Below are 26,508 nucleotides of genomic sequence, written 5' to 3' on the forward strand. Positions count from 1 at the left end.
CCGCCTTGTGGGCGGGCAGGACCTAGAACTGCTCTTCTTCCGTGGAACCGGTCATGGCGGTCACCGAGGACTCGCCACCCTGGATCGTGGTGGTCACGGAATCGAAGTAGCCGGCACCGACTTCGCGCTGGTGGCGCGTCGCGGTGTAGCCGTCCTTCTCGCTGGCGAACTCGGCCTGCTGGAGCTCGGAGTAGGCGCTCATCTGGCGCTCCTTGTAGCCCTTGGCCAGGGTGAACATGGAGTAGTTGAGCGCGTGGAATCCGGCCAGCGTGATGAACTGGTACTTGTAGCCCATGGCACCCAACTCGCGCTGGTACTTGGCGATGGTGGCGTCGTCCAGGTTCTTGGCCCAGTTGAACGACGGCGAGCAGTTGTACGCCAGCATCTTGTCCGGGTACTGGTCATGGATCGCGTCGGCGAACCGCTTGGCGAAGCCGAGATCCGGCGTCCCCGTCTCGCACCAGATGAGGTCCGCGTAGGGCGCGTAGGACAGCCCGCGGTTGATGGCCTGCTCCTCGCCGGCCTTGACCCGGTAGAAGCCCTCGGCGGTGCGCTCGCCGGTGATGAACGGCATGTCCCGCTCGTCGGCATCGTTGGTGAGCAGGTCCGCCGCCAGGGAATCCGTGCGGGCGACCAGGATCGTGGGCGTCCCCATGGTATCCGCCGCCAGCCGTGCGGCGATCAGCTTCTGGATGGCCTCCTGGGTGGGCACCAGCACCTTGCCGCCCATGTGGCCGCACTTCTTCACCGCGGCGAGCTGGTCCTCGAAGTGCACGCCCGCGGCGCCGGCGCGGATCATGGCCTTCATGAGCTCGAAGGCGTTGAGCACGCCGCCGAAGCCCGCCTCGGCATCGGCCACGATGGGCGCCATCCAGTCGACGCTGTTGTCGCCTTCGGCGTGGGTGATCTCGTCGGCGCGCAGCAGCGCGTTGTTGATCCGGTCCACCACGGACGGCACGGAGTTCACCGGGTACAGGGACTGGTCCGGGTACATGGTGTGGGCTTCGTTGGCATCCGCCGCGACCTGCCAGCCGGACAGATAGATCGCCTGCAGGCCGGCCTTGACCTGCTGCAGCGCCTGGTTGCCGGTCATGGCGCCGAGGGCGTTGACATAGGGCAGCTCGTGCATCAGCCGCCAGAGCTTCTCCGCGCCCTGCCGCGCAAGGCTGTACTCGACCTTGACGGTCCCGCTGAGCCGCACCACCTCCTCGGCGGTATAGCCCCGCTGCACGCCCTTCCAGCGCGGATTCTCCGCCCAGTCCTTTTTCAGTCGATCGATCGCTGCCTGATCGTTACTCATGGAATTGCCTCCCGAATCCGGGCGATCATTCGCCCTGTACTGAAATCATCCGGGCCGGCGCTCCGCAGGCCGCAATGCCGCGGACGCGGGGCGCCGGCCCCGCATTGGTATTGCTATACGCGCTGCTTGACTGAAAAGGCCCTCTTGAGGCCCGGGTCAGGGTTGCCCGACCGGTCTCGCGACGGCGGCGGGTCGACGCTTTATCGCCCGTCGCCGGGCCGCCAGGGCGTGTTCCACCCGGCCGGCGTGCCGCGGCTGCACCGGCTCCGCCCGGGTGCGGGGGCGCCGGTGCGCTCAATCGTCGTTGAACAGTCAGGATCGCGGGATGCTTTGCCACCCGCGGGGCCGAACGCGTTCCGCTCGTCGGTTCCGGATCCGTCGCGCAGCAGGTTGGCGGCGCCGCCGGAGCCGGATGCTGTCCACTCGCTCCCCTTGAAGCGGTTGCATTGTATTGCGGCGGCGCATCATTTGACAACTTGCAACGGTCAATCTTGAATATAGCTTTGGTCAATACTCGTGGAGAGCGGCATGACGGATCCCTCGGGCCGGCTCTACTACAAGAACAACCGCGTCAAGCAGCTGCGCGCCTTCTGCTACACGGCCCAGGCGGGCAGCATCTCCCGCGCCGCCGAGCGCCTCTATCTCAGCCAGCCCTCGGTGTCGCTGCAGATCCAGGCCCTGGAACGGGAGCTGGACATCACCCTGTTCGAGCGCCGCGGCCCCAGGATCACGCTGACCCCCGACGGCAAGGCGCTGTACGAGCTGGCCCAGCCCCTGGTGGACGGCATCGATGCCCTGCCCTCGCGCTTCGCCGAGCGCCACCAGACGCTGCAGACCGGGCGGCTGGATATCGCCGCCGGCGAGTCGAGCACGCTGTACCTGATTCCGGACCTGCTGAAGGAGTACATGAACCGCTACCCGGACAGCCCGGTGAAGCTCCACAACGTGGTCGGCAGCGACATGCTGGCCGCGCTGCGCAACGACGAGGTCGACTTCGGCATCGGCTCCATGCTGGAGCTGCCCGACGACGTCGCCTACCGGGCCGTGTACTCCTTCGACACCTCGCTGATCCTGCCGCGGGGACACCGCCTGGCCGAGCGCGAGCGCATCGAGCTCGACGACCTCGCCAGCCAGGAGCTGATCCTGCCGCCGCGGCATCTCACCACCTGGCGCCTGGTGAACCTGGTCCTCCAGCAGCACAACATCCCCTACGAGGTGCGCCTGGAGGTGGGCGGCTGGGAGATCATGAAGGCGTACGTGGAACGCGGCTTCGGCATCGGCATCGCCAGCAATATCTGCATCACCGGCCGCGAGGACCTGGTCGTCAAGTCCCTGCCGAGCATCTTCCCGCGGCGCACCTACGGGGTCATGTGGCGACGGGGGCGCTTTCTATCGCCCCAGGCGAAGCGCTTCATCGAGCTCATGCAGCCCGGGTTCTTCGACGACCCGGGCACCGATACCGCCGCCGGCGCGCGCGAGGACAACCGCGTGTTCGTGCCGTCGCAGAACGATACCGGAACCGGTTGACTGCTGCCCGCCGGCGACGGTTGCCCGCGGGACAGAGCCCGTATACGCTTGCCCACCATGGTCTGGAAGCCCCACGTCACCGTTGCCGCCATCGCCCATAACCAGGGACGCTTCCTCATGGTCGAGGAGCTCGCCGGCGGCGCCGTGGTGGTCAATCAGCCCGCGGGGCACCTGGAGCCGGGCGAGAGCCTCGTCGAGGCCGTCATCCGCGAGACCCGGGAGGAGGCAGCCTGGGATTTCCACCCGCAGGCGGTGGTGGGCGTCTACCGCTGGCACAGCCCGAGCCGGGACGAGACCTTCCTGCGCGTGTGCTTCTGCGGCGAGGTCGACGGGCACGATCCCGAGCAGGTACTGGACGACGGCATCCAGCGCGCGCTGTGGGCCAGCCCGGAGGCGCTGCGAGAGCAGCCGCAGCGGCTGCGCAGCCCCCTCGTGCTGCGCTCCATCGATGACTACCTGGCGGGATTCCGCTACCCCACCGACCTCTTCCGGGATATCGTAGAAGCCTGATCCGTCCGGACTTGGGCCGCCCCGGCCGACCGGTGTATCCTCCCGCCCGCAGACGGACCCCACGACCCGATCACCCGAACGAGCGCGCCCCATGCCCAGCCCAGCCAACACCACGGTCGTCGTCGGCCTCTCCGGCGGTGTCGATTCCTCGGTCGCCGCCCTGCGCCTGGTGGAACAGGGCTATCGCGTGCGGGGGCTGTTCATGCGCAACTGGGAGGACGACGACACCGCCACGGTGTGCACGGCCGAGGAGGACCTGGCCGACGTGCGCCAGGTGTGCAGCGAGCTGGATATCCCGCTGCACCAGGTCAACTTCGCGGACCGCTACCGTCAGCAGGTGTTCGATCATTGCCTGCGGGAATTCGAGGCCGGACGGACGCCGAACCCCGATGTCCTGTGCAACCGGGAGATCAAGTTCCGCGCCTTCGTCGACCACGCCCTGCGGCTCGGCGCCGACTACGTCGCCACGGGCCACTACGCCCGGCTCGGCCGCGACGCCGACGACCGCGTCACCCTGCTGCGCGGCCGCGACGGCCGCAAGGACCAGAGCTACTTCCTGTACATGGTGGGCCAGGATGCCCTGGAGCGCAGCCTGTTCCCCGTGGGCGAGCTGGACAAGCCCCGGGTGCGCGCCCTGGCCGAGGAAGCCGGCTTCGACAACTTCGGCAAGAAGGACAGCACCGGGATCTGCTTCATCGGCGAGCGCGACTTCCGCGGCTTCCTCCAGCGCTACATCGCCACCGCGCCCGGGCCCATCGTCGATACCGAGGGCAACACCCTGGGCGAGCACCAGGGGCTGAGCTTCTATACCCTCGGGCAGCGTCAGGGGCTGGGCATCGGCGGGCGCGCCGGAGGCGGCACGGCGCCGTGGTATGTCGTGGACAAGGACACGGCCGCCAACGCGCTGGTCGTGGCCCAGGGCAGCGACCACCCGGCCCTGTACAGCGCCGGGCTGGAGGCGACCGAGCTCCACTGGATCGCCGGCTCGCCGCCGGCCGGCGGCGAGCCGTTGCGGGTCACGGCGCGGATCCGCTACCGCCAGCCGGACCAGCACTGCACCGTGACGGTCGAGGGCGACCGTGCCCGTGTCGATTTCGACCAAGCCCAGCGCGCCGTCACCCCGGGCCAGTCGGTGGTCTTCTATGACGGCGACCGCTGCCTGGGCGGCGGGATCATCCGCGAACGCATCCACCACGGGGCCGCCTGAATGGATCCGCAGCTGCGCGAACAGACCCTCGCCCTGGCCGCCCTGTTCCAGGCCCTCAGCGAGATCCGGCGCACCGCCCGCCACGGGCAGGCCAACAGCGAGGACGTAGGCACCTGCATCAACGGCCTGCTGCGCCCCTTCGAAGGCAGCGTGGGTGATGCCTTCGGCGGCGAGATCCGCCTGCTGCCCGGGCTCCAGCGGCTCCGCGACCAGCTCTCGGACCCCCGCGACGCGGAGCTCACCCGCTACGCGGTGGTTCTCATGCACCTGGAGCGCAAGCTCATGCGCCGGCGGCGCCTGCTGGCCCAGCTCGCCGATGGCCTGGAGCAGGCGGCCCGCCAGGCCGAGCATTTCCACCCGACCCACGAGAACGTCCTCGGGCGGCTCGCCGACCTCTACGGCAACACCGTGAGCACGCTGCGGCCCCAGGTCATGGTCCAGGGCGAGCGCCAGTGGCTCGAGGACCAGCGCAACGCCGAGCGGGTCCGCGCGCTGCTGCTGGCCGCCCTGCGCGCAATCACCCTGTGGCGCAACGCCGGGGGCAACCGCATGCGCCTGGTGCTCGGCCGCAACCGGCTGCAGCAGGCGAGCGAGCAGCTCGCCCGGGAGATGCTGTCGTGACGGATGCCCGGCCGCACTCGCCGGAAGCGGCACGCGGCGGCGCATTCGTGTATCATATGGCCGCCTGAACAACGGCCATTCGCCCGGGGTCGGCGGCACCCTGCGGGCGCGCTCGCGCGCACCACCGCGGCGGCTCGACCACCTCCGGGGGCGGCCCGGCTCCACAGCCCGTCAGCGTCGCACGGCGACCGGGGTACAGACAGGCGCGGCCGGGACCACCAACTGGTACACACTGGGAGGCAGAATGAAAGACAGTTTTAACGCGCGTTCGACGCTGGAGGCCGGAGGCCATTCCTACGAGATCTTCCGCCTGAAGGCCCTGGAGGATCGGTTCGATCTGGGCCGGCTGCCCTTCTCCCTGAAGATCCTGCTGGAGAACCTTCTGCGCAAGGAGGACGGTGTCAACGTTACGAGCGAGAACATCGAGGCCCTCGCCCAGTGGGACCCGAAGGCCAAGCCCAGTACCGAGATCGCCTTCACGCCGGCCCGCGTCCTGATGCAGGACTTTACCGGCGTGCCGGCCGTGGTCGACCTGGCCGCCATGCGCGACGCCATGCAGCGGCTGGGCGGCGATCCGAGCCGCATCAACCCGCTGGAGCAGGCAGACCTGGTCATCGATCACTCGGTCATGGTGGATCACTTCGGCTCCAGTGATGCGCTCAAGCGCAACATCGAGATGGAGTACCACCGCAACCGCGAGCGTTACCAGTTCCTGCGCTGGGGCCAGAACTCCTTCTCCAACTTCCGCGTGGTCCCGCCCGGCACCGGCATCGTCCACCAGGTCAACCTGGAGTACCTGGCGGAAGTGGTGTTCACCAAGGAATCCGACGGCGTCCGCCGGGCATACATGGACACCCTGGTCGGCACCGACTCCCACACCACCATGGTCAACGGCCTGGGCGTGCTGGGCTGGGGCGTGGGCGGCATCGAGGCCGAGGCCGCCATGCTCGGCCAGCCCATCAGCATGCTCATCCCGCAGGTCGTGGGCTTCCGCATGGAGGGCAAACTGCCGGAGGGGGCCACCGCCACGGACCTGGTGCTCACGGTCACCCAGATGCTCCGCCAGAAGGGCGTGGTGGGCAAGTTCGTGGAATTCTTCGGCGACGGCCTGTCCAACATGCCGGTGGCCGACCGCGCCACCATCGCCAACATGGCGCCGGAGTACGGGGCCACCTGCGGCATCTTCCCGGTGGACAGCGAGACCCTGCGCTACCTCGAGCTCACCGGCCGCAGCCAGGAGCAGATCCAGCTGGTCGAGGCCTACGCCCGGGAGCAGGGCATGTGGCGCACCGACGGCGACCGTCACGCGGAATACACGGATGTGCTGGAGCTCGACCTCTCCACCGTGGAGCCCAGCCTGGCCGGCCCCAAGCGGCCCCAGGACCGCGTCGGCCTGCAGAACGCCAAGACCGTGTTCACCGACACCCTGGAGAGCTTCCTGGAGCAGCACCACAACCCCGAGGAGGACCGCTTCATCGGTGAAGGCGGCGATGCCGCCGTGGGCAATCACGTGGACTACGACCAGGGCGCCGTCCAGGTCGAGATCAACGGCCGCAAGACCTTCCTCAAGCACGGTGCCGTGGTCATCGCCGCCATCACGAGCTGCACCAACACGTCCAACCCGGACGTCCTGGTGGCCGCGGCGCTGGTGGCGAAGAAGGCGCGCGAGCGCGGTCTCGGCACCCAGCCCTGGGTCAAGACCTCGTTCGCGCCGGGTTCCCAGGTGGTGCCCGCCTACCTGCAGAAGGCCGGCCTCCAGCACTACCTCGACGAGCTGGGCTTCCAGGTGGCCGGCTTCGGCTGCACCACCTGCATCGGCAACTCCGGGCCGCTGCCGGAGGCCGTCTCCGAGGGCATCCGCGAAGGCAACCTCATGGTGGCCTCGGTGCTGTCCGGCAACCGCAACTTCGAGGGACGCGTGCACCCCGAGGTACAGACCAACTGGCTGGCATCGCCGCCGCTGGTGGTCGCCTACGCCCTGGCCGGCACCATGACCGTGGACCTCACCCGGGAGCCCCTGGGCAAGGATCTCCAGGGCAAGGACGTCTATCTCAAGGACATCTGGCCCTCCCAGCAGGAGGTGGCCGAGACCGTCGGCACCAGCCTCAACCGGGGCATGTTCCAGGAGCGCTACGCCGACGTGTTCGCCGGCGACGAGAACTGGCAGAGCATCGACGTGCCCGAGGGCGAGCGCTACGACTGGCCGCCGTCCACCTATATCGCCAATCCGCCCTACTTCGAGGGCATGACCATGGACGAGCCCGGGGTTCCGACCATCGAGGACGCCCGGTGCCTGGTCTATGTCGGCGACTCCATCACCACGGACCACATCTCCCCGGCCGGGGCGATCAAGCCCGACAGCCCGGCGGGCCGCTACTTGCAGGAGCAAGGGGTCGAGCCCAAGGAGTTCAACTCCTACGGCTCCCGCCGCGGCAACCACGAGGTCATGATGCGCGGCACGTTCGCCAACGTGCGCCTGCGCAACAAGATGGCCCCGGGCACCGAGGGCGGCTGGACCACCCATGTACCCACCGGCGAGGTCATGAGCATCTTCGATGCCGCCATGAAGTACCGCGAGCAGGGCACGCCCCTGGTGGTGCTCGCCGGCAAGGAGTACGGCACCGGCTCCAGCCGCGACTGGGCGGCCAAGGGCACCAACCTGCTGGGCGTGCGCGCGGTGATCGCCGAGAGCTACGAGCGCATCCATCGCTCCAACCTGGTGGGCTTCGGCGTGGTGCCGCTGCAGTTCCAGGAAGGCGACTCCGCCGAGTCCCTGGGCCTGACGGGCAACGAGTCGTTCACCATCGGGTCGCTGGAAGGCGAGCCGAAGACGGTCACCGTGACGGCCCGGGCCCCGGACGGCAAGGAGACGACGTTCGACGCCCATGTCCGCGTGGACACGCCGAAGGAGTGGGACTACTACCGCAACGGCGGCATCCTCCACTACGTCCTGCGGAACCTGGCACGGGAAAGCTGATCCCGTAGCACCGGAACCCGCCCGAAGCCGGCCCGGTCCCCGACCGTGCCGGCTTTTTTCGTTCCGCCCGGCTCAAGTGTGCACCGCTGCAGTCGATACCCTTGCTGAACGCCCGGAAACGATTCCGGCCACCGCGTCCAGTGAAGCCGTACCGCGCCTATGCTGCCCCGATCCTTGATCGTCCGTCTGCTCTGCCCGGCCATCGCCTGCCTGACGCTCGCCGCGGCGGGTACCGCCGGCGCCCGGGGCCTGGACCACGACCGCCGCTACGGCGCCGGGCTGAACGAGGCGGAATGGACCCTGCAGCGCGACGGCGCCGCGTGCCACCTGCTCCACCCGGTTCCGCGCTTCGGCCTGGCCGTGTTCTCGCGCACCGCCGACGGAACGCAGACGCTGCGCATCTATACCCACCGGCCGCCCCGGGACACGCGCACCGTGGAGCTATGGTCGGAGGCCACGGAGTGGCACGGCTCCGGCGTACGCCGCGTCGGCTACACCCGCGCCATGGACGACCTGGAGACCTTCCGGCTGAATCACGCCCTGGCCAATCGCGTCCTCCAGGAGCTCGAACGCGGACGCCGCGCCGTGCTGACCTTCGAGGATTGGCACAACCCGCGGGAAACCGTGGCCCTCGCCGTCGCCAACGCCGGATTCCGCCCGGTCTACCAGCGCTATCTCGGCTGTGCATCGGACCTGGAACCCGGCATCGCCAGCCTGGGCAGGCAGGACTCCGCCGGCGCGGCCGACGGCATCGCGGCGGTAGCGGCCGCCGGCGAAGGCGCCGTCACCATCGGCGCCCTGGACGCCGACGCGCTGAGCGCCGTGCCGCCGCCGCCCGGCAACGACATCCTTGCCCGCTACGGGCAGGCGGGCCCCGCCGAGCCGCCGCCCGCAGACGACGCAGCGGACCCGGCGCGCGTGTACTTCGTCCATGACGACACCGGGTTGACGCGCACCGAGCGCGACCACCTGGATGCTTTCGTCCGGGAACTCGATGACGACCACGGCACCATCTCCGTGACCGGCCACGCGGACAGCACCGGGGAGGCCGACTACAACCGCGCCCTGGGCCGGGCCCGTGCCGAGGCAGTGCGGGATTATCTCGTGGACGCCGGGGTGGATGCCGATCGCATTACCACGGCCACGGCCGGGGAAGACAGCCCGGCGGCGGACAACGACAGCGACTACGGCCGCGCCGTCAACCGCCGCGTGCGCCTGCGCGTGGAGTAGTCCCCGGTCCCCCGCGGCCTGTAGACTGGTGCCATGGTCGACGCAAGCGAACAATCCGGCGGCATCCCGGTCACCCTGTTCCTGGATTACAGCTGCCCTTTCTGCTATGTCGCCAGCCATCGCCTGGAGCGGCTGGCCCGGCGCTACCCCCTGGACATCCTCTGGCGGTTCCTGGAGGCACGGCCGGAGACCCCGGCGGACGGCGCCGCCGTCAGCGGCGACGATGCGCGCGGCGAGCGCGGCGAGGCGGTGCGGGCCATGGTCCGCGAGGACGGCCTTCCCTGGTCACCACCGCCGAAACGCAGCAACAGCCGGCGTGCCCTCCTGCTGGCCCAGGCGGTGCAGCTGCACCGGCGCCCCCGTTTCCTGCCGCTGCATCGTGCCCTGTTCCACGCGCACTTCGGCGACGGGCGGGATATCGGCGACGCCTCCGTGCTGCGCGCCGTCGCCGGGGAGCAGGGCGTGGCCGACCTGGTGGATACGGCGTGGAACACGGCGCAGCCCGTGGAGGTGTTTCTCTCCCACGTGGAGGCAGCCAGCGAGCTCGGCATCGCCAGCATTCCGTCACTGGTGGTCTCCGGCCGCGTGTTCTCGGGCGCGTCATCCATGGAGCTGCTGGAGCAGTCCCTCGCCCACCATGCGGAGCATTCCCAGGGCCTGTAACCCACCTTCCCGGTCGCCGCGCTGCAGCCGGCTCACTCGCCGCCCTGGAGCATCCCCGCCTTGACGTCGTCGTCCGCCGGCTCGTCCCCGAGCCAGATGGCCAGCACGAAGCGGGCGAAAGCGTCGCTGTCCACCCGGCCCAGCTCACGGCCGTTCATGCGCACCACCACGCCCTCTCCCGGAATCGCGTCGATATCGCCGCGGTCGCCCTCGTTGAAATCGCCCGGGAACAGTTCCCTGAAGGCCCGGATGTGTCCGGCGTGGCGCTCCTGCTCGGCGGGGCTCATGGTCCGTTCCAGGCCCTCCTGCAACGCGTCCACCATGGTTTCGCGGTCGACGTCCCGGAGCATGGCCAGGTGGACGCGGCGGGGGGCGTCCATGGTGATGGCCGACGCACCGGAGGTCACCGGCTCCGCGGTGTACAACGCGCCCACGTAGACGCGGAAGAAGAAGCGCGTGCGTACCCCCGCACCGTTGAGCGCCAGCTCCGTGCCGGCGACGGTCACGTGCCGGGGCAGGTCGACGCCGCTGACTTCCCGGCTGTCCGCGGCACCCGCGAAACCCGGCAGCAACACCAGAGCCAGCGCGAGTATCCATCCGTACTGCATGATCCCCTACCCCGACTGAAGCTCGTCCGCCATCCCCACCTGCTCCGGGACGGACCCGGGGATGAGCATCGAGCTCACGTAATCCATGTACGCCTCGAATTCCGGGCCGGCCGGGATGGTCTCCGGCGCATCCCGGCGCAGCTGCAGTGTTCCCAGGTACGCGGAATAGGCAAGTACCGCGCGTTGCCGCGCCTCCCGGGCCGCCAGGCCCATGGCCAGGTAGCAATCCACCATGAACTGGATGCGGCGGTTGTTCACCCGCTGGATCACCGGCCCCACCAGGGGATCGTTGGCCGCCGCCGCGAAGGCCAGGTACAGCTGCCCCGCCCTCTTGCTGCCGTCGGCGCCGCGGAACAGCCGGTGAATGCGCCGCCGGGCGTCCTGCTCCATCTCGGCGCGGGCGATGACATCCTCGGTCTGCTGGCGCTCCCAGCGCTCCAGTGCCGCTTCCAGCAACGCGCCGCGGCTGTTGAAATGCCAGTAGAAGCTGCCCTTGGTCACGCCCAGCGCACGGGCGATCCGCTCCACGGCGACGGCATCGATGCCGCCGTCGGCCACGGCGTCCAGTGCGGCGTCGGCCCAGTCCTCGGTACTCAGGGATTGCCGGTTTGCATGCCTGCTCATAGCGGCGTTTTACACCATACGGTACCGTACGGCAAGTGGTGTACCGACTCCCCGGGGAGGATCAGCCCCCGGCCCGGGGTGCCGGCAGGCGCCGGCGCAGCGGGATCAACCCCCGCGAGACCGGCCAGCCGTGGGTGCGAATCGTGTCCTCGATCCACAGCGGCAGGAAGATGATCAGGTCGTACACCTGCGTCAGCACCGAGCCCGCGAATGCGGTCAGGCTCGCCAGGAGCCGGAACGCCAGCATCAGGATCTGGAGCACCAGCGCCAGCAGCAGCGCCCCCGTGGCGCCGCCGTGGGCCATGGCGCCGGCCACGGGCACGCCCGTGAACACCAGGGCAAAGGGGAGAATCAGCACCAGGGTCGCCTCCATGCCCATGGCGGTCATCGTGCCCCAGTCCATGGCCGGAATCGCCTCCGGCGTGCCCCCGAAGCGCACCTGCAGGGCGGTGCAGGCAATGGCCAGGAGCACCATGCAGGCGTAGGCGAGCCAGAACAGCCAGCGCCGGACGCTTTCGCCCATGGCATCGATCCCCGGGAACAGGTGCGTCACCCGGGTCGTCTCCAGGAGCAGCAGGCCCAGGAGAGCGACCGCGGCCAGCAGCAGCACCGTAGCGGCCTGGCCCCGCCCGGGAAGCCCGTCCGCCAGGGGTGCGTTGCCCAGAAGCGCCACCACGGGCTCGACCACCAGATGCCAGAGCATGCCAAAGCCCAGGGCGGCGAGGCCCAGGCCCATCACGGAAAACCCGAACCGCCAGAGCGCGCCGCCGGCGAGGACGCCGATGCGCACGCGGTTCTCGCTGCGCAGGGTCTCGTAGGCCCGGATGCTGCCCAGGACCCGCTCGACCCGGTCCTGCAGCTGATCCAGGCGCTCGGTCATGCGCTCCAGGGCCCGCCGGACACGACGCCAGTGGGGCATGGTCCGGTGCAGGAGCAGATAGCGCCGACGCGCCGCCCGTCGGTAGGCGTCCAGCAGGTCCGCCCGCTGGGTCTCCAGTCCGTCCCGCAGGTCCTCCAGCGCCTGCTTGACGCTGGGATCCGCCGCGCCGAGCTCGGGGCCCAGGTTCTCGAGCATCTTCGGCCACCCCGGGACCTCCGGGGGCACGGCCCCGCTGCTGCGGTAGTCCGCCTCCACCCGCGACAAATGGTCCCGGAGATGCTGCTGCAGCGGCGGGAGGTCGGCGAGGCCGGTGTGCAGCTCCTCCTCCAGCCGCTCCACGTTCCAGTCCGCACGCCACAGTGCCCGCCGCTGGGCGTTGGCCACCAGGGTGGCCCGCGCCCAGGCGCGCACGTGGGCCTCGGCGTGGGCGCAGTAGCGCGCCAGGAGCCGGAACAGCCGGCGCACGCCGACGGCCACGATGCGGATCAGCGCGTGTGCCGGCTGCCGCGCGAAATAGCCGACGGCCATCACCACCACGGCCCAGATCAGCACGTTCAACCCGGGGCTTGCCGTCAAAGCCAGGATGTCGCCTGCCGCCATTGCCCTTTCCTTTCCGTTTACGACGCCGACACGCATTGCCCTTTCGCGGCGGCGCCGGCCGCCCGTTGGAGGTGCGCGCGTGCAGGATGCGGCACGAGTGTCCTATCGCCTAGTATGCGTGGCAGGGTGATCAAAGCGCAAAAAACGGTTCCTGTAACGGAACTGTCATCCCGGCGAGGTAGCGTCTGCCATCCCGCGGTCCCGGACAATGCCCGGAAGGAGCTTCATGGATACCCCGGATCTGAAACACCCGGACCTGTACATCAACCGCCATCTGAGCATGCTCGAGTTCACCGACCGTGTCCTCGACCAGGCGCGGGATCCGGACGTCCCCCTGCTGGAGCGGCTGCGCTTTCTGTGCATTGTCAGCACCATCCTCGATGAATTCTTCGAGATCCGGGTCGCGGGGCTCAAGCAGGCGCACGAGCTCGGTTCCACCCAGGCGGGCGCGGACAATCGCACGCCCCAGGAGATCCTGCGCGGCATCAGCGAGCGCACGCGCACCCTGGTGGGCGAGCAGTACCGCGTGCTCAACGACGAGCTCATCCCCGCCCTGGATGCCGAGGGCATCCGCTTCGTGCGCCGCGACGAGTGGACCACCACGCAGCAGGAATGGGTCCAGGAGTACTTCGAGGACGCGCTGCTGCCGGTTCTCAGCCCCCTGGGCCTGGACCCGGCGCACCCGTTCCCGCGGATTCTCAACAAGAGCCTGAACTTCATCGTCGAGCTGGAAGGCAAGGACGCCTTCGGCCGCAACAGCGGCATGGCCGTGGTCCAGGCGCCGCGCTCGCTGCCCCGGCTCATCCCGGTGCCCGAGCACGCGGCCACGGCGTCCTGCGAGTTCGTCTTCCTGTCCTCCATGATCCACGCCCAGGTGCACCAGCTCTTCCCGGGCATGACGGTCAAGGGCTGCTTCCAGTTCCGGGTCACCCGCAACAGCGACCTGTACGTGGACGAAGAGGAGGTCGACGACCTGCTGGTCGCCATGGAAGGCGAGCTGCAGTCCCGGCGCTACGGCGACGCCGTGCGCCTGGAGGTGGCCGCCAACTGCCCCGAGCACATGGTCCGCTTTCTCTTGGAGGAGTTCGAGCTCACCAGCGAGGATCTCTACCAGGTGGACGGCCCGGTGAATGTCAACCGGCTCATGGCCATCTGCGACAGCGTCAACCGGCCGGACCTGACATTCCCGGCCTTCACCCCCAGCGTGCCGCCGGAGGTCAGCCACAGCAGCAACATCTTCAAGCTGCTGCGCCACCAGGACGTGCTCCTGCACCATCCGTTCGAGTCCTTCGCGCCGGTGCTGGACTTCGTCCGCCAGGCCGCCCAGGACCCGCGCGTACTCGCCATCAAGCAGACCCTCTACCGCACCGGCCCGGAGTCCGCCGTCGTGGACTCGCTGGTCAGCGCCGCGCGGGCGGGCAAGGAGGTGACCGTCGTCATCGAGCTGCGCGCGCGCTTCGACGAAGAGGCGAACATCCAGCTCGCCAACCGCCTCCAGGACGCCGGGGCCCACGTCGTCTACGGCGTGGTCGGGCACAAGACCCACGCCAAGATGCTCCTGGTGGTCCGCCGGGAGAACGGCAAGCTGCGCAACTACGTCCATCTGGGCACGGGCAACTACCACTCCCGCACGGCGCGGCTGTACACCGACTACGGCCTGCTCACCGCCGACCGCACCACGGGCGAGGACGTGCACAAGATCTTCCTGCAGCTCACCAGCCTGGGCAAGGTCGCCCGCCTGGAGAAGCTGCTGGAGTCGCCGTTCACGCTGTTCGAGACGCTCATCGCCGGCATCGAGCGGGAGGCCGGGCACGCGCGGGCGGGGCGTGAGGCCCGGATCCTCATCAAGGTCAACGCCCTGGTGGAGCCGCGCACCATCCAGGCCCTCTACGCCGCCTCCTGCGCCGGAGTGGAGATCGACCTCATCGTCCGCGGCATGTGCTGCCTGCGGCCGGGCGTACCCGGCGTCTCCGATCGCATCCGGGTGCGCTCGGTGGTCGGCCGGTTTCTTGAGCACACGCGGGTGTTCTACTTCGCCAACGGCGGCGATCCGGTGCTCATGGCCTCCAGCGCCGACTGCATGGAACGCAACTTCTTCCGCCGCGTGGAGACCGCGTTCCCCATCGAGCGCCCGGAGCTGAGGGAGCAGGTGCTCCGGGATCTGGACTACTACCTGCGGGACAACACCCAGGCATGGCTGCTGCAGCCCGACGGCACGTACGTGCGCGCCCGCCCGGAGGGCGACGAGCCCCCGTTCAGCTCCCAGCAGGAGCTGCTGCGCACGCTGGCGGAGCAGTCGTAGGGTGCCTGGGCGCTGGGCGCCCGGGGCTGCAGGGCCCTTGTCTGTCGGGGCTGAAGCCCCTCCCACACCAGCCCGGGAAGGCGGTGGGTGTCTTTTGTGGGAGGGGCTTCAGCCCCGACAGTCCCCGCAGTACCACAGCCCCGTGCCCTGAAACTGCCGCCGTGGCAGGGATTTCACCCCGACAGGCACGACGGTACGGCAGGCCACCCCGACCTGCGGCGTCAGGCCCCGTCAGAGCCGCCCGCATCGTCGCCGGGCATCGGCCCCTGCGGAATCTCCAGCGTGAACCCCACCCGGGCCAGGGCCTGTGCCTCGGCCTCGAGATCCGCGGCGGTCAGGGGATGGGTTGCCAGCCAGCCTTCGGGGAACGCCAGGGTCAGGCGGGCACCGTCGGCGGTCAGCGTCAGCGCCGGGGCCTGCTCCTCCAGGCGGCTGCGGTGCAGGATGACCGCCAGGCGCAGCAGCGGAACCAGGCGCCAGACGCGGTGCTGGCGGCTCTCGGGCACGGCGTCCAGCGCCTTGCGCGCGACCTTGCGCCGGTGACACCGGATCAGGGCCCCGAGCACCGCCTGATCCTGCCCGGAGAACCCGCCCAGGTCGCCGTTGCGCGCGACGTACTCGCCGTGGCGGTGATAGCCGCCGTGGGCGATGTCCAGGCCGATCTCGTGGAGCCGCGCGGCCCAGTCGAGCCAGCGCCGGGCTTCGCCGTCCAGCGCCCAGGGACCCGCCGCCTGCTCGAACAGCGCGTCCGCCGTCCGGGCGACCCGGGCCGCGTGCTCGGTGTCGACGTGATACCGGCTGGCCAGGGCCGCCACGGTCTGGTCGCGCACGTCGTGGTACTCGATACGCCCCACCAGGTCGTGGATCACGCCCTCGCGCAGCGCGCCGTCGGAAACGGCCATGCGTTCGATGCCCAGGGCCCGGAAGATCCCCTGGAGCACGACCACCCCTGCAGCGAACACCGGCCTGCGGTCCGCCTCCAGCCCGGATAGATCCAGCCGGTCGCTGCGGCCGGCCCGGAGCACGCGGGCGCGCAGGTCCGCGAGGTCGTCCCGCTGGATGCACTGGCTGTCGCCCCCCAGCTCGGCGATCACCGCCTGCACGGCCTTGATGGTACCGGAGGCCCCGACGGCGGCATCCCAAGCGCCGTCGCGGTAGTGCCCGATCACCGGCTCGACGGCGACGCCCACCTCCAGCTCCGCCCGGTTCAGCGTGCGCTTGCTCCAGCGGCCCTCGGGGAAGAACCGGCGGGTGATGCTCACGCAGCCCACTTCGAGGCTGTCCATGCGGCGGGGCTGGAGCCCCTGCCCCAGGACCAGCTCGGTGCTGCCGCCGCCGATATCCACCACCAGGCGCCGCCGGCCGTCGTCGGCCAGGCTGCGGGCGACACCGAGATAGATCAGGCGCGCCTCCTCGACCCCGGAGACCACTTCCACCGGGTGTCCCAGCGCCTCCTCGGCGGCGGCCATGAACGCCCGGGCGTCGCGCATCTCCCGCAGGGTATTGGTCCCTACCACGCGCACGCAGCCCCGCGGCAGCCCCTGCAGCCGCTGGCCGAACTTCTGCAGGGCATCCAGCGCCCGATTGCGGACATCGGGGTGCAGACGGCCGCGCCGGTCCAGCCCCTCGCCCAGGCGGACCATGAGCTTGAGGCGGTCAAGGACCTGGAGATCGCCGTGGTGGCGGCGCGCCACCACCATGTGGAAGCTGTTGGACCCCAGGTCCACCGCCGCCACGGTATCGGAGATCAATGCATCCGGCGCACTCATCGGCCACGCCGGCGGAAGCCGAGGGCGGGAGGCAGGAACGCGGCCAGCCGCCCCGCCCCGGGCCGCAATGGGCCGGGGAACTCCACCAGCGCCACGCCCGCCTTGCGGAAACGGGCGGGGCCGATGGCCTCGCCGGTCAGCGCCATCCCCAGGAGCAGGTTCATCTGCGGCTCGTGTCCCACCAGGGCGATGGTATCCACGTCGGTATCGCCGGCCAGCCGCGTGTAGACGGCGCCGGGGTCGGCCCCCGGCGCCAGGCCGGGGAACACCTCCCGCTCGCCCACCGCGACCGCCTCGGCGATGAGATCGGCCGTCTCGCGGGCACGCAGCAGGTCGCTGCTCACCAGGCGGTCCAGCCGTTCCACCAGGCCGGCCAGGTCGGCCGCCACGGCGGCGGTTCGCTCCCGGCCCCGGGCGGTCAGGGCGCGGTCGGCATCCGGCTGGCCCGGGGCGGCGTCCTCGGCGATGCCGTGCCGGATGAGAAGGAGTTGCTGCATGGATTCACCTCGCCGAAACCACTGCGGCCCGCCAGTCTGCCACAGACAAGGAGCGTAACGTATTGCCGATCCGGGAATTGCGTTTGGAGATTGGTTCAGCGTTTCCCTTGAGTCCTGCCCCTTTGACGCGGATAATGCCGCCACCCGCGAGGGGGTTCCCCGACCGGGACGACTCGGGCCGCCGGGCCCGCCCTGCTTTCCGAGCCCCTCGCATTCGCGATTTCCCGAACCGACGGACGACGCAACGTGATCGAAAACCTTCGCAACATCGCCATTATCGCCCACGTGGACCACGGCAAGACCACGCTGGTCGACCGCCTGCTCCAGCAGTCCGGCACCCTGGACAGCCGCAGCCCCCAGACCGAGCGCATGATGGACTCCAACGATCTGGAGAAAGAGCGCGGCATCACCATCCTGTCCAAGAACACCGCCATCCGCTGGCAGGACTACCGCATCAACATCGTGGATACCCCGGGGCACGCCGACTTCGGCGGCGAGGTCGAGCGGGTCATGTCCATGGTCGACTCGGTGCTTCTGCTGGTGGACGCCGTGGACGGTCCCATGCCGCAGACGCGCTTCGTCACCCAGAAGGCGCTGGAGCAGGGCCTCAACCCCATGGTGGTGATCAACAAGATCGACCGCCCCGGCGCCCGGCCGGACTGGGTGCTGGACCAGACCTTCGATCTCTTCGACCGCCTGGGCGCCAGCGACGAGCAGCTGGACTTCCCGGTCATCTACGCCTCGGCGCTCAACGGCTACGCCAGCGAGGACCCGGAGCGCCGGGACGGCGACATGCAGCCGCTGTTCCAGGCCATTGCCGACGGCGTCAAGCCGCCGGACGTGGACCCGGACGGGCCGCTGCAGCTGCAGGTCTCGTCGCTGGACTACAGCAGCTACGTCGGCGTCATCGGCGTCGGCCGCATCAAGCGCGGCCGGCTGCGGACCAACACCCAGGTGAGCGTCATCGACCGGCACGGCAAGAAGCGCTCGGGGCGGGTCCTGCAGGTGCTCAGCTACCTGGGCCTGGAGCGCACCGAGGTCAGCGAGGCCAATGCCGGCGACATCATCGCCTTCACCGGCGTGGACAACCTGCACATCTCCGACACGCTGTGCGACCCGGCCCATCCGGAAGCGCTGCCCGCGCTCACCGTGGACGAGCCCACGGTGAGCATGACCTTCGTGGTCAACGACTCGCCCTTCTGCGGCCGCGAGGGCAAGTACATCACCTCGCGGCAGATCCGCGAGCGCCTGGAGCGGGAGCTGCTGCACAACGTGGCGCTGCGGGTGGAGCCCACCGACGACCCGGAGAAGTTCCGCGTCTCCGGCCGCGGCGAGCTGCACCTGGGCGTGCTCATCGAGAACATGCGCCGGGAGGGCTACGAGCTGGCCGTCTCGCGCCCCGAGGTCATCGTCCGCGAGGTGGACGGCGTCAAGCAGGAACCCTACGAGCAGCTCACCGTGGACGTCCCCGAGGACTGCCAGGGCGCCGTCATGGAGAAGCTCGGCGAGCGCGGCGGCGAGATGACCAACATGATGCCGGACGGCCGCGGGCGCGTACGCATGGACTACACCATGCCGGCGCGCGGGCTGATCGGCTTCCGCACGGAGTTCCTCACCGCCACCTCCGGTGACGGTCTCATGTACCACGTCTTCGACCACTACGGCCCGTATCGCGGCCGTTCCCTGGGCCAGCGGCCCCACGGCGTGCAGATCGCCAACGCCGCCGGCAAGGCGGTGGCCTACGCCCTGTTCACCCTGCAGAACCGGGGCAAGCTGTTCGTGGGCCACGGCGACGAGGTCTACGAGGGCATGGTCATCGGCACGCATTCCCGCGAGAACGACCTGGTGGTCAATCCCCTCAAGGCCAAGCAGCTCACCAACGTGCGCGCCGCCGGCACCGACGAGAGCCTGGACCTGACCCCGCCCGTGCGGTTCACCCTGGAACAGGCCCTGGAGTTCATCGACGACGACGAGCTGGTGGAAGTCACCCCCAAGGCCGTCCGCGTGCGCAAGAAGCTCCTCAAGGAGCACGAGCGCAAGCGCGCCAGCCGGGCCGCGGCAACGGCGTAGGCTGGAGCTTCAGATCTGCCGGAATCGGACGTGAGCCCGATTCCGGGGCGCTGGTGCGGGGGCTTCCGGTCACGGACACGCCGTGAATACATCCATGTAGGCTCGACTGCGGCCGTCCTGGCCGCAGACGGTCCGTGACCGGAAGCCCCCGCACCAGCGCGTGCCACGGTTCGGCCTTCGGGGATGCACCAACGTTTGACGGTGCCCGTCGGTGGTTGCCGGGGGTACGTTGCGGTGGGCGACTTGCGAAGCGCCGGAGCGCAGGCCGCCCGGCCCCGAAGGGGTGGCCGCAGGGATGCGGCCACCGGCTGTCAGCACAGGGATGTGCTGTCAGCCGGCCAGGCCGGAGCGGAGGATAGGCTTCCTGCTTCACCCGAAGCAGGAAACCGTAAGCGGAGCTCCGGAGCCCACCGCAACGTACCCCCGGCAACCACCGACCCAGCCGCAAGCCTCGTCATCAACCGCACGGATTCTCCAACCTATTCCAGGGCCCACTTCTGGTGGCCTATCGACATCACCGCAACAAGACCCACACATTAAGTGATCGGCGGCGGGAATCGGGTTGGGCGACTTTGCGCAGCGCCGGAGCGCAGGGCGCCCGGCCCCGAAGGGGTGGTGGCACGGATGCCGCCACCGGCTGTCAGCACAGGGATGTGCTGTCAGCCGGCCAGCCCGGAGCGAAGGGTAGGAAGCTCTGCTTCCGTAAGCGAAGCTCCGGAGCCCAACCCGATTCCCGCCGCCGATCACTTCCCCCGCCCGTAAGCCATTCACGCCGTCGGCGGCGCGAATCGGATCATGCACCAGATCCTATCCCCACTGCCTCTGGTGATCCCGCAACGCCCGCTGCCTCTGCCGCCAGTCCGGGAGCATCCGGTCCATGTGGGCGTAGAAGCGGGGGCCGTGGTTGAACTCCAGCAGGTGGCAGAGCTCGTGCACCACCACGTAGTCGATGCACGCCAGCGGCGCCCGGATGAGCCACAGGTTCAGGTTCACGCCGCCGCGGCTGGAGCAGCTGCCCCAGCGGCTGCGCATGGCGCGGATCTTCAGGCCGGGTGCCTGCCCCGGCGGCAGCCCGGTGGCGGGAAACCACCGGGCCAGGCGGTCGGCGAACAGGGCGCGGGCCTGGCGGCGGTACCACTCCCGCAACAGCCGCTCCACGGCGGCGCCATCCCCGGGCTCGCGGACATCCAGGCGCAGGGTCGCCCCCGTCCGGCGGCTGCGCGCCCGCCCGGCCCGCCGGACCGCCAGCGTCAGCGGCTCGCCCAGGAACGGGTGGACGGCGCCATCCGCGTAGACCGGCACCGGCGGCGGTTCCGGCAGCTCCTCCAGCGTGCCGCGCAGCCACCGCTCCCGGCTGCGGGCGAACGCCAGGGCCTCGGCCCGCCCCGTGCCGCGGGGCACGCGCACCTCCACGCGGCCGTCCGGGAACACGTACAGGCCCAGCGTACGGCGCCGGGTGGCGCGGACGCGCACCGGCCAGTACCGGTCCCCGAGCTCCAGCCAGGCGTCCGCCCCGGCCCCACCGGCGCGGCTATCCGAAATCGAAGCGATACAGCAGGTCAACGGCGCTCTCCAGTCCGGTTACCGCCTCCAGGTACAGGTTCGATGCCAGCCGGTAGCGCAGGGTCAGGGTGCTCACCGGCGTGAACACGCCGACCCCGTAGCCCAGGTACAGGTTGGGGTTGATGTAGCCGCCGACCTCCACCCGGGTATCCTCCCCGTCGCCCGCGGTATCCAGGGTGAAATCCTCGACCCCCAGCTCGTCGGCAATGACCGTGGCGTAGCCGCCGCCCCCGGCCACCCCGAGGGCCACGGCGGCCCGGGCCATCATGGTACCGCCGCCGGGGCCGCTCTCCCCCGGGGGCCGACCCAGGATGATATACGACAGGATGGTTTCCTCGGCCATGGCCGGTTCCGAGAACAGGCTCACCCGGGGCTCCTCCGGATTGCCCTCCAGCCGCAGCCCCGCGGTGACATCGTCGCGCTCGATGCGGCGCACCGCCTCCACATACAGCTGCGGCCGGTCCAGGGGCCCGGCGAAGATCATCTGCCCTTCACGGATCTGCAGGCGCTGGCCGTACGCCCGGTATTCGCCGTCCTCGATGCGGATCTCGCCGTTGCCCTGGGGCACCTCGGAGCCCAGCTGCTCCAGCCGGAGGTCACCCACCAGGCGTCCCGTGATGCCGTAGCCGGAGATGTTCACGTCGTCCCCGAGCACCAGGCGGATGTCCGTCTCCATGCGGATGCCCTCGGGAACGGGCGGCGCTTCCTCGTCGGGCGCCGTGCCGCCCTGCTCGCGGTCGACGATGACCACGTCATCGGACACGCGCACCGCCGACTCGGGCAGCTCCGCCAGGGTAATCTCGCCGCGGGGAATGCCCAGCCGCCCGCTCACCCGCAGCCTGCCCTCGCGGAAGTCGACATCGATGTCCGGATCCACCCGCACGTCGGCGATGGGCTCGTAGACCACCCGGAGATCGGAACCGGACAGGCGCAGGCTCGCCGTGGGCGCGCCGGACCAGTCGGCCTCCCCGGTGACCGACGCCGCTCCCTCGCCGCTGCGGAACTCGCCCTCCAGGGCAGCCGACGAGCCGTCCACGTCCAGCTGCAGCTGGATCGCCTGCAGGTCGATGCCCAGGGCGGCCGGCTCCAGGCGGCCGTCGGCCAGCTGCACGGTGCCGTGATACCGCGGCGCGGTAAGCTCGCCGGCCAGTCGCCCGGAAGCGCTGAGCGTGCCCTCCAGCGTGCGCAGCTCCGGGAAGAAGGGCGCCACCAGGCCCAGGTGCACGTCCGTGATCTCCACGCTGCCGTCCATGGGCCCGAACAGGTCGTCCCCTTCCGTCAGGGGCGCGCTGACGGTGACATCCATGCTGCCGAGCGACTCCGAGCGCAGCCGCAGCGCGGTCTCCAGCGCCTCCCCGTCCAGCCGGCCGCGGAGGCTCAGCTCCTGGTACGGCAGCGTCAGGTCCGTCTCTTCCCCGGACTCCGCATCGGGATCGGTCAGGCGCACCCGGCCGCCGTCCACGCGGGCATCCACGGTCACCTCCGGCAGCGCCGATTCTCCCCAGCGGGCCGAGACATCCGCCGCCAGGCTGCCGTCCAGGGCCACCACGTCCGGAAGCAGCGGTGCCAGCTGGGCCAGGTCGAAGCGCTCCAGCCGCACCCGGGCATCGCCCTGTGCGCCCAGCGTCACCGGTGCGGGGGCGCACAGGCGGCTGGTGTCGTGCTGCCAGCAATGGGGCTGGATCCGCGCCCGGGGCGCCTCGGCATCCACGTTGACCGCGGTTGCGTTGTTCAGGGTCCACTGCTGCCCGGCCAGCGTCACCGCCGCCCGCTCCATGCGGCCCTGCCAGTCCAGGCTCCCGGCAAGGCTGCCCGCCATGCGCAGGGACACCGCGCCGCGCTCGGCGTCGGCATCCAGGGTCAGCGCATGGTCGCCGCGCCGGCCCTCCAGGGTGGCGTCCAGGCTCCGCAGGCTCTGGCCGCCGGCCTCGGCATCGCGGAGCTCCAGGCGGACCTGCCCCGCCCCGTCACCCAGGGCGGCGACCCGCCCCTGCAGCCGTGCCGTACCGATGCGCCCGAGCTCGCCCCAGGCCAGGCCGGTCGCCTCCAGGTCGGCGCTGATGTCCGGCTTGGCCAACGGCCCGGCGGCCTCTACCCGGCCCCGGAGGGTCCCCGAGGCGTCGGGCGTGATCGCGCCCAGGTCGGCGATATCGACGCGGCCGTCCAGGTCCACGGTGTCCGCACCGACCCGGCCGGCGACCGTGACGGCACTGTCGCCGGTGGTCAGCCGCACGTCTTCCAGGGTCCAGTCGCCGCCGGCGGGCCGGTCCACGCCGCCGCGCAGCGCCAGCTCATGCCCCTCCACGCTGGCGGTCACGCCGGGGACGTCCACGGACAGGGCCAGTCCCTGTTCGCGCAGGCCGCCGCTGGTACGCAGGTCGCCGGTAATCCCGCCGGGGGCCGCCGGCCAGTAGGCATCCGCGTCGATGCCGTCCAGGCGCACGTCGGCCTGCCACTCCACTTCCGGCGCCCAGGCGGCCTGCCCGCTGGCCGCGACCGTGCCGTCCAGCACCTCGCCGCGCAGCGACTCGACGCGGGCCCCCTGGAGGTCGCCCCGGGCCTCCAGCTGCCACCGCCCCTCGGGGATGCCCTCGCCTTCGACGGTGACGCCGAGGTCCAGTTGATAGTCGCCGAGATCGCCGGCGAGCACGAAGGTACCGTTGCGGGTCCGTACCTGCGCGCGCGTATCCAGGGGCCAGCCGATGGCGTTCCACTCGCCCCGGATGTCCAGCGGTAGCTGATCCTTACCCGGCGCCACCGAGCCCTCCAGGGACAGCGCCCCGGGACCCTGCGCGCTCACCCGGAATTCCAGGTCGCCGATGCTGTTCCATACCTGCGCCTGCAGCGCGCCGCTGCCGATCACCGGCAGCTCGCTGCCCTCGGCGTCGATTTCCAGGTCCACCGGCCAGTCGTCGCGCATGGACAGCCGGCCGTCGGCCTTCAGCCGGCCCCGGGGGTGGACCACCTCCAGCTGGTCCAGCCGGACCTCGTGGCCGCGCAGTGCGCCCACCGCGCTGAAGCGGCTGATGCGCAGCAGCTCGTCGCCCTGCATGACGCGCAGGTCGTGGAGGCGCAGGTCATGGAGAATGATGTCCAGGGGCAGCTGGACGGCCGGCAGCTCCAGGGCCTGCCATCCCGTTTCCAGGAAACCCGGCCCGGATGCGGCCGCCTCCCCGGGTCGCGCGGGCGCCGCCTCCGCCAGCTCCAGCAGGATGGTCTCCCAGTTGAACTTGTCCAGGGTCAGGCGGCCGTCGCTGAAATCGCCGCCCAGTCGCAGATCCGCCCACTGCACGCGATGCCCGTCCACGCGGACATCCGCCTGCTGGATGCGCACATCGGGAAAGGACAGCGCCACGGGCAGGCTCACCCGCTCATCCCCGGTCCCGCCCGCGTCCTCCGCCCCGCTCGTCTCCTCCCCCGCCAGGCGCTGCGTATCCACGCTCACCGCCAGCTGCTCCACGTGCGCGAGGCCCACGCAGACCTGCCGCTGCAGCAGGCAGAGGTGATTCCACTGCAGCTCGGCGCGCCCGGCGGCCACGTCGATGCCGTCGCCGCGCCAGCGCAGGCGGCGCACCTCCAGGCCGTTCCAGAGGCTGCCGCCGACGACCTTGACGGTCAGCCGCTGCTCCTCGTCCATGGCCCGCTCGGCCAGCCACTGGGCGCCGCTGGTGGTGAGCAGCAGCCACAGGACCACGGCCGCAACGGTCACCAGGAGGATGTAGACCAGCCGCGAGAGACCCCGCAGCAGCTGCGCCATCCAGCGCACCGGCCGTCGCAGCCACCGCCGCAGAGCGTTCATAACTCCGGTCCCATGGAGAAGTGGATGCGAAACGGCGTGTCCGGCTCGCTGATCCCCCAGGCGAAATCCAGCCGGATCGGGCCCACCGGGGATGCCCAGCGCACGCCGAAACCGGCGCCTTCCCGGTACTCCGAATCCGGATCGGTGAAGGCGTCCCCTACATCATAGAAGGCGGCCGCGGTCCAGTTGTCCAGGAAGCGGTAACCGTATTCCACGCTGCCCACCAGCAGATAGCGGCCGCCGAGGAGCTCGCCGTCCTCGTTCTCCGGCGCAATGGACTGGTAGCGATACCCGCGGATGCTCTGGTCGCCGCCGGTGAAGAAGCGCATGGACGGCGGCGTGCGGCTGAAGCTCTCGGAGATCACGGCGCCGCCGTCGATGCGGGCCAGCACCCGGTGCCGGCCGTAGGTGCGCAGCCACTTGGTTCCCAGGCGCACGCGGGCGAGCTGGATGTCCGAGCCCAGCTCCGGGTGCGTCGCCTCCACGGACAGGAACTGGCGGTCGCCCCAGTGGGGATCCATGCCGCCCCGGCTGCGCGTGCGCGTGAGGCTCATGCCCGGCAGGGTCAAGGTGCTGTCGCCGGCCTGCCCCGCCTGGACGTAGCGCTCCCGCTCCCAGCGCAGGAACAGCGTCTGCGTCCAGCCCTTGGTGAACCGCCGCTGGCGCTGGATGGCGGCGGTGAGCTTCTCCGTTTCCGTATCCTCGATATCCTCGCTCTGCCAGCCGCCCTGGAACTGGAGCTCGTGCTCCAGGGGCGGCGTCAGCGGGATGGCGTAGGTGCCGCTCACCGACTGGCGCACGCCCGACGCCTCCACCTCGGAATCGAAGTGGTGGCCGTCCTCGTTCACCCAGGGCTTGCTCCAGTTGAGGCGCACGCGCGGGCCCACGTCGGTGGCGTAGCCCACGCCGATACCGGCCCGGTTGCGCGGGCTCATGCTGACGTCGGCCTGCACCGGCACCCGCTCGCCCTCGGCGTCCTCCCGGCGCGCGCGCACGCGCACGTCACGGAAATAGTCGCTGTCGAGCAGATTCCGGTTGAGTTCCGCGATCCTGTCGGCGTGGTACGGGTCTCCCGGCTCGAACGGCACCAGCCGCCGGAGCAGGTCGCCGGAGAGGCTGCGGTCGGTATAGTCCACCTCGCCGAGCCGGTAGCGCGGCCCGGAGTCGTAGTGCAGCACGATCTCGGCTTCCCGTGCGCCGAGGTTGACGTTGATCCGCGCCGTCTCGAAAGCGCCGTCGAAATAGCCCCGCGTCAGGGCCTGGTTCTGGATCGCCCGCTTGGTGGACTCGTAGCGCCCGTGATGCAGCCGGTCGCCCTCGGCCAGCGGCATGCGCTGGCGCAACTCCGTGAACGCCCCGTCGTCGGCGGCATCCCCGCTGAAGCGCACGTCGACCCGGGTGACAATGACCGGCGGCCCCGGCTCCACGTCGATGATGATGGTGCGGTCCTCGCCGTCGCGGCGCGTCTCGACGTCCACCTCGGCGTGATAGTGGCCCAGGGCCTGCAGGGCTTCCTGCACGCGCCGGTTGACCCCGCCGGCGAAACGCCGCACCGCCAGGGAATCACTGCTGCCCGGCTTCCCCACGTGGTTGCGTATGTTGTCGCGCAGATCCCCTTCCACGCCCCGGATCTCCACGGTCACCGCCGCCATGGCCGGCCCCGCGACCAGCAGCAGGACCATGGTGCAGACCAGGCGCCGGTAGACGGCCCCGAAGGGAATCCCACGGTCCATGCGCTGCCGTGCCATACCGGCCCTTCGT

General features: G+C 70.4%; 18 protein-coding genes. 9 read left to right on the plus strand and 9 right to left on the minus strand.

Annotated elements, in window-relative coordinates; all coding sequences use genetic code 11:
- Positions 1-22 precede the first annotated feature (22 nt).
- The gene (gene aceA, locus QWY84_RS13385) at positions 23-1,300 is read right to left on the minus strand and encodes an isocitrate lyase (protein ID WP_290203212.1); all 1,278 of its coding nucleotides are present in this window, start codon (positions 1,298-1,300) and stop codon (positions 23-25) included.
- A gap of 528 nt (positions 1,301-1,828) precedes the next feature.
- Between aceA and QWY84_RS13390 the strand changes: the two genes are divergently transcribed.
- The 7 genes from QWY84_RS13390 (at position 1,829) to QWY84_RS13420 (ending at position 10,035) form a co-directional block, all read left to right on the plus strand.
- Positions 1,829-2,827, plus strand: a complete 999-nt coding sequence (locus QWY84_RS13390; protein WP_290203213.1) for a LysR family transcriptional regulator — start codon at positions 1,829-1,831, stop codon at positions 2,825-2,827.
- 57 nt (positions 2,828-2,884) lie between these two features.
- On the plus strand, positions 2,885-3,337 hold the full coding sequence (locus tag QWY84_RS13395) for an NUDIX hydrolase (RefSeq protein WP_290203399.1): 453 nt from the start codon (positions 2,885-2,887) through the stop codon (positions 3,335-3,337).
- A 91-nt stretch (positions 3,338-3,428) separates the two neighbouring features.
- Entirely contained in the window at positions 3,429-4,544 is a 1,116-nt protein-coding gene (gene mnmA / locus QWY84_RS13400) for a tRNA 2-thiouridine(34) synthase MnmA (RefSeq protein WP_290203214.1), read from the plus strand.
- A complete protein-coding gene (hflD, locus tag QWY84_RS13405; RefSeq protein WP_290203215.1) occupies positions 4,545-5,165 on the plus strand; it encodes a high frequency lysogenization protein HflD in 621 nt (206 codons plus the stop codon).
- Positions 5,166-5,409: 244 nt separating this feature from the next.
- Positions 5,410-8,142, plus strand: coding sequence for an aconitate hydratase AcnA (gene acnA / locus QWY84_RS13410; protein WP_290203216.1), 2,733 nt, complete (start codon positions 5,410-5,412; stop codon positions 8,140-8,142).
- Between the two features lie 159 nt (positions 8,143-8,301).
- Positions 8,302-9,372: a MotY family protein gene (locus QWY84_RS13415; protein ID WP_290203217.1), complete on the plus strand. Its 1,071-nt coding sequence runs from the start codon at positions 8,302-8,304 to the stop codon at positions 9,370-9,372.
- Between the two features lie 33 nt (positions 9,373-9,405).
- Complete coding sequence (locus QWY84_RS13420) at positions 9,406-10,035, plus strand: DsbA family oxidoreductase (RefSeq protein ID WP_290203218.1); 630 nt, start codon at positions 9,406-9,408, stop codon at positions 10,033-10,035.
- Between the two features lie 32 nt (positions 10,036-10,067).
- Here QWY84_RS13420 and QWY84_RS13425 read toward each other — a convergent pair whose 3' ends face one another.
- The 3 genes from QWY84_RS13425 to QWY84_RS13435 all read right to left on the minus strand — a co-directional run bounded on the left by QWY84_RS13425 (position 10,068) and on the right by QWY84_RS13435 (position 12,747).
- On the minus strand, positions 10,068-10,643 hold the full coding sequence (locus tag QWY84_RS13425; RefSeq protein ID WP_290203219.1) for a chalcone isomerase family protein: 576 nt from the start codon (positions 10,641-10,643) through the stop codon (positions 10,068-10,070).
- A 6-nt stretch (positions 10,644-10,649) separates the two neighbouring features.
- The gene (locus QWY84_RS13430; RefSeq protein ID WP_290203220.1) at positions 10,650-11,267 is read right to left on the minus strand and encodes a TetR/AcrR family transcriptional regulator; all 618 of its coding nucleotides are present in this window, start codon (positions 11,265-11,267) and stop codon (positions 10,650-10,652) included.
- Positions 11,268-11,328: 61 nt separating this feature from the next.
- Positions 11,329-12,747 (minus strand): hypothetical protein, encoded by a 1,419-nt coding sequence (locus QWY84_RS13435; protein WP_290203221.1) that lies wholly within the window; start codon positions 12,745-12,747, stop codon positions 11,329-11,331.
- A gap of 226 nt (positions 12,748-12,973) precedes the next feature.
- Here QWY84_RS13435 and ppk1 point away from each other — a divergent pair, with 226 nt between their 5' ends.
- Positions 12,974-15,049, plus strand: coding sequence for a polyphosphate kinase 1 (ppk1, locus tag QWY84_RS13440; RefSeq protein WP_290203222.1), 2,076 nt, complete (start codon positions 12,974-12,976; stop codon positions 15,047-15,049).
- Positions 15,050-15,270: 221 nt separating this feature from the next.
- Here ppk1 and QWY84_RS13445 read toward each other — a convergent pair whose 3' ends face one another.
- Both QWY84_RS13445 and sixA read right to left on the minus strand, forming a co-directional pair.
- A complete protein-coding gene (locus QWY84_RS13445; protein ID WP_290203223.1) occupies positions 15,271-16,818 on the minus strand; it encodes a Ppx/GppA phosphatase family protein in 1,548 nt (515 codons plus the stop codon).
- Positions 16,815-17,315: a phosphohistidine phosphatase SixA gene (gene sixA, locus QWY84_RS13450; protein WP_290203224.1), complete on the minus strand. Its 501-nt coding sequence runs from the start codon at positions 17,313-17,315 to the stop codon at positions 16,815-16,817. Before sixA ends, QWY84_RS13445 begins: the two co-directional genes overlap by 4 nt.
- Before the next feature lie 246 nt (positions 17,316-17,561).
- Here sixA and typA point away from each other — a divergent pair, with 246 nt between their 5' ends.
- The gene (gene typA, locus QWY84_RS13455; RefSeq protein ID WP_290203225.1) at positions 17,562-19,385 is read left to right on the plus strand and encodes a translational GTPase TypA; all 1,824 of its coding nucleotides are present in this window, start codon (positions 17,562-17,564) and stop codon (positions 19,383-19,385) included.
- An 807-nt stretch (positions 19,386-20,192) separates the two neighbouring features.
- On the opposite strand, the gene QWY84_RS13460 is transcribed toward typA, so the two are convergent.
- From QWY84_RS13460 to tamA, 3 genes are read right to left on the minus strand one after another with little or no spacing between them, the layout of a single operon-like run.
- Positions 20,193-20,948, minus strand: coding sequence for a M48 family metallopeptidase (locus QWY84_RS13460; protein ID WP_290203226.1), 756 nt, complete (start codon positions 20,946-20,948; stop codon positions 20,193-20,195).
- Positions 20,917-24,747, minus strand: coding sequence for an autotransporter assembly complex protein TamB (tamB, locus tag QWY84_RS13465; RefSeq protein ID WP_290203227.1), 3,831 nt, complete (start codon positions 24,745-24,747; stop codon positions 20,917-20,919). The genes QWY84_RS13460 and tamB overlap by 32 nt, the downstream gene beginning before the upstream one ends.
- Positions 24,744-26,495: an autotransporter assembly complex protein TamA gene (gene tamA, locus QWY84_RS13470; protein WP_290203228.1), complete on the minus strand. Its 1,752-nt coding sequence runs from the start codon at positions 26,493-26,495 to the stop codon at positions 24,744-24,746. Before tamA ends, tamB begins: the two co-directional genes overlap by 4 nt.
- Positions 26,496-26,508: the final 13 nt, after the last annotated feature.

Origin of the sequence: Aquisalimonas lutea, assembly GCF_030409225.1 — a bacterium.
GTDB classification, from domain to species: domain Bacteria; phylum Pseudomonadota; class Gammaproteobacteria; order Nitrococcales; family Aquisalimonadaceae; genus Aquisalimonas; species Aquisalimonas lutea.

Bases quoted from the DNA above. Each gene is read 5' to 3' on its own strand.
- aceA (WP_290203212.1), bottom strand. From the start codon at position 1,300: ATGAGTAACGATCAGGCAGCGATCGATCGACTGAAAAAGGACTGGGCG.
- QWY84_RS13435 (WP_290203221.1), bottom strand. From the start codon at position 12,747: ATGGCGGCAGGCGACATCCTGGCTTTGACGGCAAGCCCCGGGTTGAAC.
- QWY84_RS13390 (WP_290203213.1), top strand. From the start codon at position 1,829: ATGACGGATCCCTCGGGCCGGCTCTACTACAAGAACAACCGCGTCAAG.
- tamB (WP_290203227.1), bottom strand. From the start codon at position 24,747: ATGAACGCTCTGCGGCGGTGGCTGCGACGGCCGGTGCGCTGGATGGCG.
- QWY84_RS13395 (WP_290203399.1), top strand. From the start codon at position 2,885: ATGGTCTGGAAGCCCCACGTCACCGTTGCCGCCATCGCCCATAACCAG.
- mnmA (WP_290203214.1), top strand. From the start codon at position 3,429: ATGCCCAGCCCAGCCAACACCACGGTCGTCGTCGGCCTCTCCGGCGGT.
- QWY84_RS13415 (WP_290203217.1), top strand. From the start codon at position 8,302: ATGCTGCCCCGATCCTTGATCGTCCGTCTGCTCTGCCCGGCCATCGCC.
- hflD (WP_290203215.1), top strand. From the start codon at position 4,545: ATGGATCCGCAGCTGCGCGAACAGACCCTCGCCCTGGCCGCCCTGTTC.
- QWY84_RS13425 (WP_290203219.1), bottom strand. From the start codon at position 10,643: ATGCAGTACGGATGGATACTCGCGCTGGCTCTGGTGTTGCTGCCGGGT.
- ppk1 (WP_290203222.1), top strand. From the start codon at position 12,974: ATGGATACCCCGGATCTGAAACACCCGGACCTGTACATCAACCGCCAT.
- tamA (WP_290203228.1), bottom strand. From the start codon at position 26,495: ATGGCACGGCAGCGCATGGACCGTGGGATTCCCTTCGGGGCCGTCTAC.
- acnA (WP_290203216.1), top strand. From the start codon at position 5,410: ATGAAAGACAGTTTTAACGCGCGTTCGACGCTGGAGGCCGGAGGCCAT.
- QWY84_RS13430 (WP_290203220.1), bottom strand. From the start codon at position 11,267: ATGAGCAGGCATGCAAACCGGCAATCCCTGAGTACCGAGGACTGGGCC.
- sixA (WP_290203224.1), bottom strand. From the start codon at position 17,315: ATGCAGCAACTCCTTCTCATCCGGCACGGCATCGCCGAGGACGCCGCC.
- QWY84_RS13445 (WP_290203223.1), bottom strand. From the start codon at position 16,818: ATGAGTGCGCCGGATGCATTGATCTCCGATACCGTGGCGGCGGTGGAC.
- QWY84_RS13420 (WP_290203218.1), top strand. From the start codon at position 9,406: ATGGTCGACGCAAGCGAACAATCCGGCGGCATCCCGGTCACCCTGTTC.